The sequence below is a fragment of the Lentibacillus sp. CBA3610 genome, assembly GCF_013373365.1.
Lineage (GTDB): Bacteria > Bacillota > Bacilli > Bacillales > Amphibacillaceae > Lentibacillus.
Genome location: NZ_CP035925.1, coordinates 466051 through 481960, shown reverse-complemented (window position 1 = coordinate 481960; position 15910 = coordinate 466051). Strand labels below are relative to the sequence as shown.

16 protein-coding genes, 1 tRNA gene and 2 riboswitches are annotated in these 15910 nt (G+C 42.7%); of the genes, 6 read left to right on the top strand and 11 right to left on the bottom strand.

The annotated features are described in order from the left end of the window. Window positions 1–99 precede the first annotated feature (99 nt). The 8 genes from Len3610_RS02490 to Len3610_RS02455 form a co-directional block, all read right to left on the bottom strand. The gene (locus Len3610_RS02490; protein ID WP_176446566.1) at window positions 100–1206 is read right to left on the bottom strand and encodes a class II histone deacetylase; all 1107 of its coding nucleotides are present in this window, start codon (window positions 1204–1206) and stop codon (window positions 100–102) included. Between the two features lie 215 nt (window positions 1207–1421). After that, a complete protein-coding gene (locus Len3610_RS02485; protein ID WP_176446565.1) occupies window positions 1422–2339 on the bottom strand; it encodes an LLM class flavin-dependent oxidoreductase in 918 nt (305 codons plus the stop codon). A 432-nt stretch (window positions 2340–2771) separates the two neighbouring features. Next, a complete protein-coding gene (locus Len3610_RS02480; protein ID WP_176446564.1) occupies window positions 2772–3983 on the bottom strand; it encodes a M20 family metallopeptidase in 1212 nt (403 codons plus the stop codon). Between the two features lie 36 nt (window positions 3984–4019). Continuing rightward, the gene (locus Len3610_RS02475; RefSeq protein ID WP_176446563.1) at window positions 4020–4835 is read right to left on the bottom strand and encodes a MetQ/NlpA family ABC transporter substrate-binding protein; all 816 of its coding nucleotides are present in this window, start codon (window positions 4833–4835) and stop codon (window positions 4020–4022) included. Window positions 4836–4877: 42 nt separating this feature from the next. After that, window positions 4878–5528 carry a methionine ABC transporter permease gene (locus Len3610_RS02470; RefSeq protein ID WP_176446562.1) on the bottom strand — a complete coding sequence of 217 codons (651 nt, stop codon included), beginning with the start codon at window positions 5526–5528 and terminating at the stop codon, window positions 4878–4880. After that, window positions 5518–6549 (bottom strand): methionine ABC transporter ATP-binding protein, encoded by a 1032-nt coding sequence (locus Len3610_RS02465; RefSeq protein ID WP_176446561.1) that lies wholly within the window; start codon window positions 6547–6549, stop codon window positions 5518–5520. Before Len3610_RS02465 ends, Len3610_RS02470 begins: the two co-directional genes overlap by 11 nt. A gap of 70 nt (window positions 6550–6619) precedes the next feature. After that, a riboswitch (SAM riboswitch) is annotated at window positions 6620–6725 on the bottom strand. Window positions 6726–6807: 82 nt separating this feature from the next. Then, window positions 6808–6913: riboswitch (SAM riboswitch) on the bottom strand. A gap of 245 nt (window positions 6914–7158) precedes the next feature. Then, window positions 7159–7231 (bottom strand) — tRNA-Val (locus tag Len3610_RS02460). Window positions 7232–7355: 124 nt separating this feature from the next. Beyond that, on the bottom strand, window positions 7356–8039 hold the full coding sequence (locus Len3610_RS02455) for a DUF421 domain-containing protein (RefSeq protein WP_176446560.1): 684 nt from the start codon (window positions 8037–8039) through the stop codon (window positions 7356–7358). A 453-nt stretch (window positions 8040–8492) separates the two neighbouring features. On the opposite strand from Len3610_RS02455, the gene Len3610_RS02450 reads away from it, so the two are divergent. From Len3610_RS02450 to Len3610_RS02425, 6 genes are all read left to right on the top strand, one after another. Further along, complete coding sequence (locus Len3610_RS02450) at window positions 8493–10232, top strand: ABC transporter ATP-binding protein (RefSeq protein ID WP_176446559.1); 1740 nt, start codon at window positions 8493–8495, stop codon at window positions 10230–10232. Next, entirely contained in the window at window positions 10213–12042 is a 1830-nt protein-coding gene (locus Len3610_RS02445; protein ID WP_176446558.1) for an ABC transporter ATP-binding protein, read from the top strand. Before Len3610_RS02450 ends, Len3610_RS02445 begins: the two co-directional genes overlap by 20 nt. A 93-nt stretch (window positions 12043–12135) precedes the next feature. Continuing rightward, window positions 12136–12867: an alpha/beta hydrolase gene (locus Len3610_RS02440; RefSeq protein ID WP_176449526.1), complete on the top strand. Its 732-nt coding sequence runs from the start codon at window positions 12136–12138 to the stop codon at window positions 12865–12867. Window positions 12868–12971: 104 nt separating this feature from the next. Next, entirely contained in the window at window positions 12972–13490 is a 519-nt protein-coding gene (locus Len3610_RS02435) for a YjcG family protein (protein WP_176446557.1), read from the top strand. A 1-nt stretch (window position 13491) separates the two neighbouring features. Beyond that, on the top strand, window positions 13492–13917 hold the full coding sequence (locus Len3610_RS02430) for a GNAT family N-acetyltransferase (protein WP_176446556.1): 426 nt from the start codon (window positions 13492–13494) through the stop codon (window positions 13915–13917). Between the two features lie 257 nt (window positions 13918–14174). Then, window positions 14175–14867: a DUF421 domain-containing protein gene (locus Len3610_RS02425; RefSeq protein WP_255259747.1), complete on the top strand. Its 693-nt coding sequence runs from the start codon at window positions 14175–14177 to the stop codon at window positions 14865–14867. 99 nt (window positions 14868–14966) lie between these two features. Here the strand turns inward: Len3610_RS02425 and Len3610_RS02420 are convergent, their stop codons facing one another. From Len3610_RS02420 to Len3610_RS02410, 3 genes are all read right to left on the bottom strand, one after another. Then, on the bottom strand, window positions 14967–15227 hold the full coding sequence (locus Len3610_RS02420; protein ID WP_176446555.1) for a hypothetical protein: 261 nt from the start codon (window positions 15225–15227) through the stop codon (window positions 14967–14969). 67 nt (window positions 15228–15294) lie between these two features. Beyond that, window positions 15295–15498: a hypothetical protein gene (locus Len3610_RS02415; RefSeq protein WP_176446554.1), complete on the bottom strand. Its 204-nt coding sequence runs from the start codon at window positions 15496–15498 to the stop codon at window positions 15295–15297. Between the two features lie 60 nt (window positions 15499–15558). After that, window positions 15559–15798, bottom strand: coding sequence for a hypothetical protein (locus Len3610_RS02410; protein ID WP_176446553.1), 240 nt, complete (start codon window positions 15796–15798; stop codon window positions 15559–15561). Window positions 15799–15910 lie beyond the last annotated feature (112 nt).

Genomic DNA, 15910 nt, shown 5'->3' with positions numbered 1-15910 from the left:
CAATTAAGCACCGATTCATCCCCCACTAATCACAGATTTTGAAGGGGACTTCTCGGCGAATCTGTTAAATATGAATTCACCTGTGAAAAATATTTTTGACTATCCCACATCCCAATAAGCTGATTGAATCGCCACCGCCCGGTATACAGCTTCCTTTTGATGCGGATACATCGGTCCTTCATGAAATCCCAAGTCAAACGGATCTTCTACCGGGCTTTCCTTGCCGCGCAATGCTTCAATGACCCGAAGTGTACAAAATGGAACGTAAGCTGTACTATATCCGCCCTCGTGACAAGCAATCAACCGGCCATTGCTATGTTTCTCAGCCAATTTTTTAATCCGGTTACTCATTTGAAAATAGCCGTCAGCGGTCACAAGCATTCTCCCTATCGGATCGAACCGGCTTGCATCCTGACCGGCGGAAACAAAGATCAACTCCGGCTCGTACTGATCAATGATTGGCTCAATTAACTTATCAAACGTATAAAAATAACCTTCATCCCCGGTCCCGGCCGGCAGTTCAATATTGACATTATAACCCTCGCCAGATCCTTTCCCCGTATATGTCACTGCACCACGATTCTCAGGAAAAATATTCTCCTGATGAACGGAAATGAACAAAACATCTGAATCATTTTTAAACGCCGTTTCTGTTCCATTGCCATGGTGAACGTCCCAATCTAAAATCACGATACGTTTCAGACCGTATTTTTCACGAGCATACTTGGCTGCTATCGCCACATTGTTAAACAGACAAAAGCCCATTCCCTCGTCATGCTCAGCATGATGACCAGGCGGCCTTACAAGCGCATAAGCGTTTTGAACCCTCTCCTCCATCACAGCATCAACTGAGGTAAGCAACCCGCCTGTTGACTTCAAGGCAATCTTATAGGAGTCAGGCCCGACAATCGCATGAACAACCGCATCACCTCCACCGGCATCACTCAATTCCTTAATCCGGTCAATATACGGCGAGCTGTGATTCATTTCGATTTCTGCACGTGTCGCCGACCTTGGGGCAATCTGCTGCAATTCATCCATAAATTTTGATCGGTCAAGTAAATTTTTAACCCGACGTTTCGTTTCCGGGTTTTCCGCATGGGTATCCGCCTGAATCCACCCTCCAGAGCTTAAATTCAAGGCACCATTTCCCGTCTGATGCCAAAAATAACTCTCGTCACATATGAAGCCTGTAACCGTTGACATGCTATCGCCTCCATCGCTCCTTTTTAGTTTAATAATATTTTAAAATCATTTGTATATAACCATTATACGATTTATTTAATCAAGAAAATCCTGATTCTGAATCATTATTGTTATCTTGTTTTCACTATAAGGCCTGGTCTCACGAGATTTTGCTGAGCACATGACAACTTTTTTCATATATAATGCCCCCAAATACCAATTCACTTCGATTGTAGTTAAATGAAGTCGTTCCTACCCGCAATAAAGGGGGTGTCATTACTATAATCGAAAGAAAAAGTCATTTGGGGGCATTGAATTTGTTGCTCAAGTTGTGATTTGGATGTGAAATCTTTAAATCCGGCATAACCGCTTGTATCTTTGACAGTTGTGATCCGTTCTAACTCTGCTTGTGCTTCTTCTTCAGTATCACGGTAAATAACGTACGCTGCCATACCAATCGATTTAAATGGCTCTTTACCGGTTTTTTCTCTTCGTTCTTTCATACCAGCTATTTTTTCTCGAGCTTCTTCTACTGTATGTCCGTGCAAAATATAAGCATCACAAAGTGACGATATAACCTGTTTTCCTTTTTCACTTTCCCCACCAGCATACAGGACCGGATTGGGACGCTGAACAGGTTTTGGTGACAGTTGTGTGTTCTCAATTTGATAAAATTTCCCGTTATATGAAAACGTCTCTTCTTCCCATAGTCCTTTTAAAATTTCCAGAAACTCCGCTGTGCGGTCATAGCGTTCATCATGTTCCGTGAATTCGCCGCCATATTGTTTCGCCTCTTCAGCCCACCAGCCGGAAACGATATTTAACGTGAAACGTCCATCACTGATATGGTCAATATTTGCTGCCATTTTTGCGGTTACGGCAGGGTTATGAAACACAGGGTGTACCGCAGACATAATTTCAATTTTTTCTGTAACAGCTGCAAGGGCTGCTGCCGTTGACCATGCTTCCAGTGCATCAGTGTCTGTTCCCTTAATATCATTTAAGTATAGTTCAGCAATTAATGTCGTATCATAACCCCAATTTTCAGCAGACTGAACAACTTTCTTTGCATAATCAAATGTTGGCGGCATTCCCTCGTCCTCTACATTTCTAAGCCATCCGCCGAATATTGGTAACCAAAAACCATATCTCAATATGTGTCACTCTCCCTTTGATGTATGTGTATAAAAAATCACCTTAAAACTATAAATTTTCCCGATAGATATAAATGTATATTTAGTCATTTTCTTAAGCGCTTTTCGACAATTTCGTTGCTCGTTAACCTCGCTGTTGATATAAACTGCGACGTACTGAAAAATATATGAGTGCTGTGATACCGCTCCGGAAATACGCTCCGCTTTCCGCGGGCAGCTGAGACCTGAGCAGGAAGCGCGAAGGTTCAAAGGCTAAGAACGCCACGTCCTGTGGCAACGCCTCCCGAGACCAACATCGTGTTGGCCCGAGGCTGAAGCGTTGCCCTAAGGTGCGCGACTGCCCGAAACGGAAATCAACAAAGAACTCTATATCGCAGTTTATGGGTTTTGTGTCAAATTCAACAATCTTTCAGAAGACAGTCTTTTCTTTGCTTATTTAGCAGTCTTTGTATCTTCCAAAAACTCTTCATAAATAGCATCATAGACCTGTCTGTTCGTTAGTAGTTCCAGTATGGTTAAAGCAACTGCCTTTGTCCCGGTTATAAGTGCCTGATCTCCTTTTTCAGATTTTGCCGCTTCCCTGAATTCAACCGTATGTCCGACTAAATCAGATCCGCCTATTTTAATATGTGGATGGATCGTCGGGACAACTTGGCTGATATTCCCCGCATCAGTCGACCCTAAAGCCGTTTTTTTCTCCGTATTAACTGTCTCACCTAACCTTTCTATGATTTCTTTAAAGACATGATCAAATCGCTTGTTCACAATAAAGTTATCGACTTCATTTTGGAATGGCGTTACGTTTACACGCGCCCCGGTAGCTGAGGCTGCCCCATTTGCAATCCCTTTTACCTTTTCCGTTACATCGTTTAATACCGTCCGGGTGGAAGCCCGTATAAAAAATCTGGCCTTCGCATATTCCGGTACAATGTTAGGTGCTTCACCGCCATTGGTAATGACACCATGAATTCTTACGTCGGCCGGTAAATGCTGACGCAACGCATTAATCCCATTAAATAATTGAATAACCCCATCCAACGCATTGATTCCTTTTTCCGGGTTTGCCGAGGCATGTGCGGATTGGCCGAAAAACTCAAAATCAAGTGGATCCACACCTAGAGTCGGGCTGGTTAACGTCGTTTCATTTCCCGGATGAAGCATAATGGCAGCATCAATATCCTCCACTAAACCAGCTTTCACAAAACTGCCTTTAGCACTGCCATTTGGACCACCTTCTTCTGCGGGTGTTCCAAGCACAACGAGCTCCCCGCCAATGTCATCAATCACCTTACTTACAGCGACAGCTGCCGCAACGCCTGTCGTTCCAATAATATTATGCCCGCACGCATGACCTATCCCCGGTAGTGCATCATATTCAGCTAAAAATCCAATTCGCAATCCTTCTTTTTTGCTTTTTCGTTGCGCCAGGAATGCTGTTTCATGACCTGCAACACCTTTTTCAACGGCGAAACCTTCTTTAATAAGTATATCCGTTAATAATTGTGATGCATAATATTCTTCATTACCGATTTCAGGATTATCATGAATCGCATGACTTGTCTCAATATACCGCTCTTGATTTGCTTCAATGTTATCAGAAATTTGTTTTTGTAATCCTTCTAATTTGCTTTGTATAACTGTCATTCAATCACCTCATCATAATTATTTTTCAGATAATGCCTACCAGCCGATTTCCTCTAACGGTACAAACGTTGGTATTTGATTCCCTTCGTATTCTTCTTCAATCACTTCCTTCACATCTTCTGATTGATAAATATCTGCCAACTGTTGCAATACTTCATCATCTTTGTCTTCTTCGTTGACAGCGATAATATTGATATATGGTGTTGCCGTTTCATTTTCATGGAAAATCGAATCATTTAGTGGACTGAATCCTGCATCAACCGCGATACCATTATTAACGATAGAAGCTGCCACGTCCGGCAAAACACGCGGCGTTTGTGCGGCCACAAGTGTTTCAAACTGAAGATTTTTCGGGTTTTCAACAATCTTGTCTAAAGACCCGTTGCCATCAAAATCCTCTTCTAATTCAATCAAACCGGCATCCTGCAGCAGCAGCAACCCGCGTCCCATATTGGTTGCTTCTTTCGGCAAAGCAATTGTCGCCCCATCCGGCAGTTCTTCCGGTGATTCATATTTTTCCGAGTAAAGCCCCATTGGTGCTATAACCGTTGTAGCAATCGGCGCCAGATCCAAATTATGTTCTTCGATAAATGCGTCAAAGTAGGATACGGTTTGAAATGCATTCGCATCCAGCTCACCTTCAGCCAATGCCAAATTTGGCTGCACGTAATCAGAAAAACGTACTATCTCGACGTTAATGCCCTGCTCTTTGGCTTTTTCCGCTACAAAATCCCAGACTGTCGTATCAGAACCACTGATTCCAACCTTCACTGTCGATTCACCGCTGACTGAACATGCACTAATCATCACTGTTAAGCCGGTCAAATAAACTAAAAATAATAATTTCCTCATGTTGATTTTCTCTCCCTTTATATAAATGGATAGCTTTTGATCTTAACGTCTTCTAACTTTTCTGGATAAACTATTTCCTGCCGATTGCAACCCTTGAACCATGACAACAAGAATGGCAACGGTAATAATCATGACGACCGTGTCAAAACGCTGATAACCATACGTAATGGCCAAATCACCAAGACCACCTCCACCAATTGCGCCAGCCATGGCTGAAGCACCAACCAGTCCAATGGTTGCAATGGTTAATCCTAATAAAAGCGAGCTTAATGCCTCTGGTATTAGAAATCGGATTATAATTTGCCGTGGCGTTGCTCCCATTGCCTGTGCTGCTTCCATCACGCCCGGATCAACTTCCAATAATGAGTTTTCGATTAATCTTGCCATGTATGGTCCTGAAAAAAGAACCATGGGAACGATAGCAGCCGCTGTTCCAATGGACGTTCCAACGATCAATCGCGTAAATGGGATGACGGCAACCATCAGAATAATAAATGGTACCGAGCGAAATGTGTTCACAATGGCATTCAAGACATTAAACACCGCTATGTTCTCCCATAAATGCCCTTTACGTGTCACAACAAGCAAAATTCCTAACGGCAAACCAATGATAGCAGCAAAAAGCAGTGAAACGCTGACCATTGTAATGGTTTCTCCCAATGCCACAAGAATTTGATTCCAATCAACTAACATTTCCCAGCACCTCCTCCACCGTTACTTCGTGTTGATTTATTTGCATAATAACGCGATTGATCTCTTTTGGTTCACCATCAAATTTCACAATCAAATTTCCAAACGGAGTCCCCTGCAGCTCCGTTATACTGCCAAATAAAACATTCACTTCCACATCAAAACGTTTAGCGATTTGAGAAAGCAGTGGCGTGCCGGCAGAATCACCGACAAATACAATACGGAAAATTTGGTTCGTTGATTGTTGTGATTGGATTAATTGATGAACAGATTCCGGTATTTCATCATGCATCACGGTGCTGACAAAGTCATGGGCAATTTCTGTTCTCGGCTGGGCAAACACCTCAAAAACAGATCCTGATTCAATTATTGACCCTTGATCTAGCACTGCCACCTTATCGCAAACCTCCCGAATAACGCCCATTTCATGCGTAATCATTAAAATCGTGATGTTGTACTCTCGATTAATTTTTTTTAAAAGCTTTAAAATGGATTCAGTCGTTTGCGGATCCAGCGCTGACGTTGCTTCATCACATAATAATACAGAAGGCTGTGTAGCCAATGCACGGGCAATCCCGACGCGTTGTTTTTGACCTCCCGATAGCTGATCCGGATAATTATCCGCCTTATCACGGAGACCTACGAAATCCAGTAGCTCATAGACGCGTTGTTCCACTTCTTTCTTTGATTTCCCCATGAGCAATAAAGGCATTGCCACATTCGTAAAAGCTGTTTTCGAATTAAGCAAATTAAAATGCTGAAAAATCATTCCGATATGTCGTTTTGCTTCTCTTAAGTCTTTAGGAGAAAGACTTAAGAGATTCTGACCATTGACAATCACTTTCCCTGAAGTCGGGCGTTCAAGTAAATTTGCACAACGTACCAGTGAGCTTTTACCTGCTCCACTGAAACCGATAACGCCGTAAATTTCACCCTGTTCAATATGCAAATCAACCTCATCCAATGCCCTAACTTCCTGTTCTGCGCTTTGGTAAATCTTCGTCACTTGCTCAAACGTAATCAATGATTTCCCTCCTTGAAGTAAAAAAATGCCTCTCCTTAATAGAAAAGAAGAGGCATTGACTGCTGTCCTCTTCTTATCTATCAAGCTTGTTGCCTGCTGGATTTGGCACGGTACTTTTAATAAAGTCCGCTGCCGAGGTTTCTAAGGGCCAGTCCCTCCACCTCTCTGGATAAGAAGTCCAAGGTTATTCGGTTTTATAAAATTAAAAATCTCTTCTTATCATCAAATAAGAAGAGATTTGCATAACGTTTGCAATTCTTCTCATTTGCCAAGCAAGTGCTTGTTGGAATTGGCACAGTACTTTTAGTAAAGTCCGCTGCCGAGGTTTCTAAGGGCCAAATCCCTCCACCTCTCTGGATAAGAAGTTTGATTATTTAATTTAGTATGCTTTGTACTTTACTACGATTGGAAAGTGTTGTCAAGAGGGGGCCTGTCCCCTAGATTAGAAAAAACGCTGACGCGTCTTTTCAGATGCCAGAGGTCAGAGGTCGGATTGGTAGAAATCGGCGAGTTAGCCGATTTCAAGATTGAAAATGTCCCCTAAAATTATATACTTTCTTATCTTTGAACAAAATAAAAGAACCCCTGTATATCAAGAGTTCTCAGGTATGATTCCGAGTGGGCTCGAACCACCGACCTCATGCCTGTCAAGCATGCGCTCTCCCAGCTGAGCTACGGAATCATGTTTATATTAATTTATCGACAACTAATAATATATATGAAGTGTGCTGTTCTGTCAATAAATTTCGCGGATTTTTTTGCTGGGATTTATTTCGCACTATAATAATTGACGCTTAATCATTATATTATCCATCATTCGTGTTGGCCGGTCCACCATCAATCACCAGAGAATGATCCTGTTCGCGGACGGCAGCATAGAAAACTCTGGATATATTCGGGAAACCTGCTTTTGCCATTTCATGTTCCAGCCATTGTTCGTCCCTGTTGATCAGTTGTAAATTGTGTTGCTGGATCTCTCCTTCGATAATCACAGATACCGGCAGTCCCCGATGTATTGTCTCGATGCCTAATTGATCAGGCGTTACAGGAGATGCTTCCGGTTTTGGAAAAATGCTTATATCACCGCTTGGCTCAATAAAGGCAAAATCGATCAAAGCCATATCGGGATGTCCTTTTTCCCGCAGTTCGGATAATAGCTCGGATAGTGTGAAATGGGACTTTGTTAAATTCCGATGCATAATGTTTCCATGTTTAATAACAATGGTTGGCTGTCCGATAACAATGGTCTTTAACCGGTTAAATAGCATAAGTTTGGAAAATCCGATATGGACAATACCAATAACCACCATTCCAACAATCGTATGAACAACGTTAGTGGTTACGACCGGGCCCGTCGCAAGTGTAATCACAAAAAAGATACCAGCCAGATCATGCGCGGTCAGCTGGGCAAAAGCCGATTTTCCCATCAATCGGATGATGATAATGATGATGACATATAACAGAATCGTTTTTCCTATGAACAAAAGCATCTGCTTACCTCACATTAACCCTCAATTTGACGATAGTATTTGCTTGTTCTGTTGGAATTATGAGGTGCTGTTTGGCTATCGGCTGAAGATGTCACAGAATCAGCTGATCCTGTCACAATTCCAGCTGATGTTGTCACAAAATCGGCTGAAGTTCACAATTTCCGGCTGAAGTGTTCACAATCCCCCCTGGCCCACAGCAATAGAAAAATCCAAAACTATAAACCTGGAATTATTTCCATTCCCGAAATATATGATTGGCTAATGAACGGTTAACCTTTATAATAATATAAGAACGATTGTTAGAAAAATTCAGGCTCAGCCTCGTCTTTCCAGAGGTCAGATGCCGGAAATCAGACTTGAAGAAATCGGCGAGTTAGCCGATTTCAAGATTAAAAACGTCTCCTGAAATGATATACTTTCTGGCGTTGCAAAAACCAATTGGAGGTCACCGGCTTGAAGCGTATTTTTTCTTTTTTGAAACCCTATAAAATCCCGATTACTGTCGCTTATGCGATGACCTTAATTGAGCTGATGGTTGAACTGCTACTGCCTTTTTTCCTGGGAAAGATGATTAATGACGGGGTTGTCAATCAGGACCCGGGCAACATTATCATGTGGGGCAGCATTATGATTGCGATGGCGTTTACAGCGTTTGTTGCCGGGATTTTCAATTCCTTCTATGCCGCACACACGGGACTTGGATTTGCCTATGATATCCGCAGACAGCTTTTCCATAAGATACAGGACTTTTCGTTTGCCAATTTGAATCAGTATCCGGCATCAGGGCTTGTTACACGATTTTCCAATGATGTCCGTCAGCTTCAGAATACCATATTCATGGCGCTCCGAATCATGGCTAAAGCCCCGCTGATTGCAGTTGGCGGGGTCGTTATGTCATTTATCGTCGGTCCGCGGCTTGCACTGATTTTCCTCGTCACGGTGCCACTTCTTATCGGATTTATTCTTTGGGTGCTGAAAGTGGCAACCCGGTTGTTCGATCGTGTTCAGCGCAATGTGGATAACGTCAACCAGGTCATGCAGGAGAATCTTGCGGGAATACGGGTGATTAAAGCATTTTTGCGGCGGGATCATGAAGAAAGCCGTTTTATGGATGCAAACGAAAACCTGGCCAATATGATGCGCAAAACATTCCGCTTCATCGAGGCATCCATGCCGATTTTGCTGTTGGTGATGAATATGAGTCTTATTTTTATCATCTGGCACGGCAATACGCTGGCAATAGCCGGTGAAACAAACACCGGTGATGTCGTGGCAATCGTCAATTATGCGATGCGGGTGGCCATGTCGATTTCAATGTTCACGTTCATTATTATGGGTTTTTCCCGTGCCAAAGCATCAGCTGAACGACTCGATGAGGTCCTCAGGGTCAGATCCGATCTGATAGATAATGCGAATGCCGATGACAAACCAACAGTCAAGAACGGAAAAATCGTATTTGACAATGTATCGTTTGCTTATCCGAAAATGCCGGAATATGCACTGAAATCTGTTTCATTCACCGTAAACCCCAATGAAAAACTGGCAGTGATGGGTGCGACAGGATCGGGCAAAACGTCTCTGTTCCAGCTGATTCCGCACTTATATGATGTGAATGAAGGCACGATTTATATCGGCGATCAACCGATCAATCACTACAAATTGGAACATTTAAGACAGAGTATCGGCTATGTACCGCAAAGTCCGCTTCTTTTCACCGGGACTGTTACCGACAACATCGGCTGGGGAAAAGAAAATGCATCCACAGAAGAGATTATTCAGGCAGCAAAAGATGCACAAATCCATGAAACAATCATGGATCTGCCGGATGATTACAATACGAAAATAGGCCAGAAAGGTGTCAACTTATCCGGCGGGCAGAAACAGCGGATATCCATTGCCAGAGCGTTAATCCGTAAACCGGAGATCTTAATGCTTGATGACAGTACAAGTGCACTGGACCTCACAACCGAGTCAAGGCTGCTTGAAGCTTTGCAGGCGTATAACTGTACGACATTGATCATTACACAAAAAATTTCAACGGCCATGAACGCTGACCGGATTTTGCTGCTGGATTACGGGGAAACACTGACTATCGGAACACATAATGAGCTTTTGAAAGACGCTGCCCTTTACCGGCAGATTTATGCGTCACAATTTGGAGAGGAGTTTGCCGATGCAGACGGATCAATTTAAACGCCCTTTTCAATACAAAAAAATACCTATTGATGACCTTCGCATCCAGCAGGAAAAGGACAAAACAGATCGTGCCCGGAATACAGCCGGTACAATCAAACGCATCTGGTCCTATTTGGCGCGGGAAAAAATGATGCTTTTGCTGGTCATTTTCATGGTACTCATCAGTTCAGCGATGAGCCTGGCCGGCCCGTATATGGTTGGCATGGCCATTGATGATTTCATCGTAACCAGGGAAGTATCCGGTCTGGGCATGCTGCTTATCTGGCTGCTCATTATTTATGTTTTTCATTCATTAGCCGTATTCCTGCAAAATTATTGGATGGTCGGCATTGCACAAAATACTGTTTATTCACTGCGGGAGGAACTGTTCCGTCAATTTCACCGGCTGCCGATAGCTTTTTTTGATAAGCGTCAGCACGGTGAACTGATGAGCCGAATCACCAATGACATCGATAATATTAACACCACATTGAATCAGTCCGTTATCCAGATTTTCGCCAGTATTCTAACCCTAATTGGCACGGTCGTTGTCATGCTGGCGCTCAGTCCTCTGTTAACATTAATCACGATGACGATTATACCCATGATGTTTATGGCGATTCGCTGGATCACCAGGAGAACCGGCCCTTTGTACAAACTGCAGCAGCAACACTTAGGAGAACTGAACGGATACGTGGAAGAGACCGTTTCAGGCCAGCACGTGATTAAAACATTCTCACAGGAAAAACGGGTAATCCGTGAGTTCAAAACGCATAATGAAAATTTACAGCACTCGGGATTCTGGGCTCAAACATTTGCCGGCTTCATTCCAAAAGTGATGAACATGCTGAACTTTTTAAGCTTCGGCCTGATCGGACTTGCGGGAGGTATCTTTGCGATTGAGGGGATCATCACGGTTGGTGTCATCGTCATTTTCACCGAATATGCCCGGCAGTTCACCCGTCCGCTCAACGAATTGTCCAACCAGTTTAATATATTGCTGTCAGCGGTCGCCGGAGCTGAGCGTGTCTTTAACATTATTGATGAAGAACAGGAGGAGACCGCTGAATCAACAGCCATAGAACTTGAATCAACTGATGGAAGGCTGACATTCGACAAGGTTTCCTTTGCCTATGATGAAACACCGATATTAAAACAAATCAGTTTCACGGCTGATCCGGGACAAACGGTCGCTTTTGTCGGTCATACCGGTGCTGGTAAAACGACTATCATCAATCTGATTTCACGTTTTTATAATTATGATCTCGGCTCGATTAAACTGGACGGAATAGACGTAAAACATATTAAACGCAGCAGCCTCCGCAAATATATGGCATTTGTGCTGCAGGATGCATTTCTATTCCATGCCACCATAAGGGAAAACATTCGCTATGGGAGACTTAATGCGACTGATGCCGAGATTGTCGAGGCGGCCAAAAATACGAATGCCCATGATTTTATCTCACGGCTTCCGAATGGTTATGATACGGTTCTCGACCAGGATGGGAGCGGCATCAGCCAAGGGCAAAAACAGCTGATCACGATTGCCCGGGCAATAATGGCCGATCCGTCGATGCTTATTTTAGATGAGGCGACGAGTAACATTGATACGGTCACAGAATTGAAAATCCAAGATGCACTGAAACGATTGATGCATAACAGAACGAGTTTTGTTATCGCTCACCGGCTCAACACGATTCAGGAAGCGGATAAAATTATTATGCTTGAAAATGGTGAGATCATCGAACAAGGCTCCCATGAATCATTGATAAAGCAACAGGGCCACTACTACCACTTATATAAAGAACAGCTCAGGAATCATGCATAGAATATCCATCTGAAACATGATAAACTGGAAGCGATTGGTTTATCACGCCTATCAAAGGGGTATTCAGCATGGTATAAGAATGAGGTGTACACTATCAGACGCAAAGGAACGATGACCGAAAAACAGATTAACAGCCACTATTTGAATGAAACGCTGACGCTGAAAATTTATCAGCCGGAATCCTTTTCGCCTCTTTATAAATACCAAATTTGTATTATGCAAGATGGTGATGATTATTATCAGCTGGGCCGGGCTGCAACATGGTCTGACAGGTTGCATGATAACAGCGACATTTCCAACACCATTTTAGTCGGGATCCATTACCGGGATAAAGTTGACCGCCGGAATAAATATCATCCGGACGGCGACCAGCGTGCAGCATACAGCAAATTTCTCGTCCATGAAGTCGTGCCATTTTTAGATGACTTATTTCCTACTTATCATATGGGGCAGTCCCGTGCTCTGGCAGGTGACTCGCTGGCAGGCACACTGGCTCTGATGACTGCATTGAAATATCCGAACACATTTGGAAAAGTTATTATGCAGTCACCCTATGTGAATCAAACTGTGAAAGAAGCTGTCCCGGAGGCGAGAGGAATTCACGCGATCGCGATTTATCATACCATTGGCTCTTATGAAACAGCCGTGGAGACAACAGATGGACACACATCGGACTTTCTGACACCTAACCGCGAATTGAGTAAACTTTTACATGACAAGGACATGCATTACATCTATCATGAGCTGGAAGATGCGAGCCATACGTGGAAATATTGGCAACAGGATTTAGGTCGGGCATTCATCAGTATATTTGACCCAATTTGAAATTTTTTTACATTTTATTTTCCCATTCGCTCCATCTTTTGTTATAATAGTGGGTATACTTTAAGAGAAAAGCTTTATCACAACATATACAAGGAGGTTATACAATGAAATACGGTATTGTCATTTTTCCGTCAAAGCCGGTTCAGGATGAGATTAATTCGTACAGGAAACGTTATGACCCGCATTATGCATTGATTCCGCCGCATCTGACACTGAAAGAGGCGTTTGAAGTTGACGATGAAAAAATCGAGGAACTTATAACGGAATTAAAGCATATCGCAAATGATTCAGAACCATTTAACATGAACATTACCAAGGTAAGCACGTTTGCACCTGTTACCAATACGATTTATTTAAAAGTCGAACAAATCCAGCAATTATATGATCTGGCTGACAGAATGCAGACAGGGAAATTTCCTGAAAATCAGAGGTATTCATTTGTACCGCATATAACCATTGCCCAAAAACTTTCACAGGACGAGTATTCCGATGTCTACGGCAGCCTGAGTATGAAGGACATGCAACTTGAAGACCCAATTGACCGCTTCCACCTCGTATATCAACTGGATAATGATGTATGGACCGTTTATGAATCTTTTGTATTTGGCAAGGAATATGTATGACATGATGATCAAGAAAGTCGAAACACCAAAAGAAAAAGAAGAAGCTGTTGGCGTTCGCACAACAGTATTTGTTGATGAACAGAATGTCCCGCCGGATATCGAAATAGACGCGTTTGATGATCAGGCGATTCATTTAATCGGATATGAAAATGATTTGCCGATTGCTGCCTCCCGTATCCGGTTTGTCGATCATTACGGCAAATTGGAGCGGATTTGTGTCCTCAAAGAGCTGCGCGGGAAATCCCGTGGTTCCGAAATGATTAAGGCAATGGAAAACATTATAAAGAACGCAGGCTATTCCCTGGCCAAATTAAACGCTCAGACACATGCCATCAATTTTTACCAAAGATTGGGCTACAGCGTGGTATCAGATGAATTTATGGACGCGGGAATCCCACATGTGACCATGAATAAACAACTGGAATGAGAAGGTATCCTATTTTTCACAAAGGATACCTTTTTTATAAGGTCAGAAAGTATGACATTTAGATGAAGACTCAATCTTGAAATCGGCTGGTTCGCCGATTTCTTCCAATCTGACTTCCGGCCTCTGACCTCTGAAAAGACGAGGCCAGGCCTGAGTTTTTCTTATGCTGCATCATTCCGGCACCCCTTATTTATTTGCATGACATGTCAATCAGACGGTTATGCTATTAAATAAATGAAATAAAAGGGGGAATTGCCGTGAATGATTATTTGCTGATGCTTGCTGATGCTGTGTTCGGATTTTTTGCTTTATTTGTGCTCGTCAAATTGCTTGGAAAAACACAGATTTCATCTTTAACACCATTTGACTTTATCTCTGCAGTCATTTTAGGTGAACTTGTTGGTAATGCCCTGTTTGAAGAAGAATCAGGAATACCGCAAATTGCCTTTTTGGTCACGGTATGGGGCCTCCTGATATACGCTACGGAAAAAACTACCCAAAAATACAAAAGGACCCGGAATATGCTGGAAGGCCAACCTGACATCGTTATTCATAAAGGTCACCTCATTTATGATGTTCTCAAAGAAAATCGTTTGGATATCAATGAGCTGCAGCACTTACTTCGTGCTAAAGATGTCTTTTCGATGGAAGAAGTAGAGTTTGCCATTCTCGAAGTCGATGGAACCATCTCCGTGCTGAAAAAACCGGAATATCAAACACCTACAACGTCAGACCTCAACATCCCACCAACGCCGGTTAAACTCGGCAGGACCGTCATCAGTGATGGTGAAGTGATTTGGGACAACCTGAAAGAGGCAAAATTGACCAAAAAGTGGCTGAATGAAGAACTTCACAAACAAAATGTTCAGTCGGCTGAAGATGTCTTTTATGCCGAATGGCAGGAAAATCAGCAGAAGTTATTCGTGGCGCTTTATCATAATAAAAATTAGATCTTCCCATCGTTGCTTTGATTCTCATTGCTGTTTGAAGGAGAGGCGACCCAAGGTTTCACCGTCCCCCTCCCCTTCAAGCCATCTTCATGACCTGTTTTAAATAGTACTGCTGAAATGTCGCCCTTTTCCTGTTAATTCGGCATATAGTTTATCAGCTGTGGGAGGTTTGGGTGTGCTCAGTTTTAATTCAGCATCCTCACTCGGCGTTACAGCAGCCTGATTTCTGTGATGATTGTAGTAGTCGGTTCTCAAAATCGTTTTGTATGGTTTCTCGATGTGGAAAGGGTCAGTTTTCTCCCTCACCCGGTTTTGGTAATCAGAATACTGATAATGATTGATTGGTAATATATATCCCATCACATCACCTCCTCATACACACGATTTTCATGTGTCCCTGCTAATCTTTACCCGTATCTCCTAAAAATTATTCCATTATTTTTTCAATTTCAACCATAACTTCTTCAAACTTCGCCATCCCCTGTAAAAATTCCTTGTCCCAGTTTTGGATTTCCGCATCCAATTCATTCATTTTTTTCTCCGGATATTGAAACCATTTTTCGTTCTTTTCCAAATGCTTTTCGATGACTTTTACTGTTTCAATCAAACGTCTATCCGCTTTACTGTGCATAAAACTCCCCCTAAGCTAAAGAAAAAGACAGCCAACAGCTGTCTTTAGATATCGTAATCCTTAAAACCAGGAAAATGGCTTCCTATCCCGCTTCTCTTCTGAACTGCTTTCTTTATCATGAGCTGATTCTTTATCGACTGACTCTTTATCAGTCGATTCTTCATGGCGACCCATGTCCCATCTGCCAAAGAAAGGGTCTCTGCGCGGGTGGGGGCGGCTTGGTTGGCTTGGCTGTATATGGACGTTATCCGCTTTAATCACCAAATCCTTTACATGAATAACTTTTTTATCATCAGACACGACATCAACACTCCTTACAATTGGAATCATAATCGTTATTAGTCTATGCTCTTATTTTCATGAAGTATAGACAGATGTCCCAGGAAGATTCAAGTTTCTATTTAGAAAAGTC

Bases quoted from the DNA above. Each gene is read 5' to 3' on its own strand.
- Len3610_RS02490 (WP_176446566.1), bottom strand. From the start codon at position 1,206: ATGTCAACGGTTACAGGCTTCATATGTGACGAGAGTTATTTTTGGCAT.
- Len3610_RS02480 (WP_176446564.1), bottom strand. From the start codon at position 3,983: ATGACAGTTATACAAAGCAAATTAGAAGGATTACAAAAACAAATTTCT.
- Len3610_RS02475 (WP_176446563.1), bottom strand. From the start codon at position 4,835: ATGAGGAAATTATTATTTTTAGTTTATTTGACCGGCTTAACAGTGATG.
- Len3610_RS02470 (WP_176446562.1), bottom strand. From the start codon at position 5,528: ATGTTAGTTGATTGGAATCAAATTCTTGTGGCATTGGGAGAAACCATT.
- Len3610_RS02455 (WP_176446560.1), bottom strand. From the start codon at position 8,039: ATGCTTTTGTTCATAGGAAAAACGATTCTGTTATATGTCATCATCATT.
- Len3610_RS02445 (WP_176446558.1), top strand. From the start codon at position 10,213: ATGCAGACGGATCAATTTAAACGCCCTTTTCAATACAAAAAAATACCT.
- Len3610_RS02435 (WP_176446557.1), top strand. From the start codon at position 12,972: ATGAAATACGGTATTGTCATTTTTCCGTCAAAGCCGGTTCAGGATGAG.
- Len3610_RS02430 (WP_176446556.1), top strand. From the start codon at position 13,492: ATGATGATCAAGAAAGTCGAAACACCAAAAGAAAAAGAAGAAGCTGTT.
- Len3610_RS02420 (WP_176446555.1), bottom strand. From the start codon at position 15,227: ATGGGATATATATTACCAATCAATCATTATCAGTATTCTGATTACCAA.
- Len3610_RS02415 (WP_176446554.1), bottom strand. From the start codon at position 15,498: ATGCACAGTAAAGCGGATAGACGTTTGATTGAAACAGTAAAAGTCATC.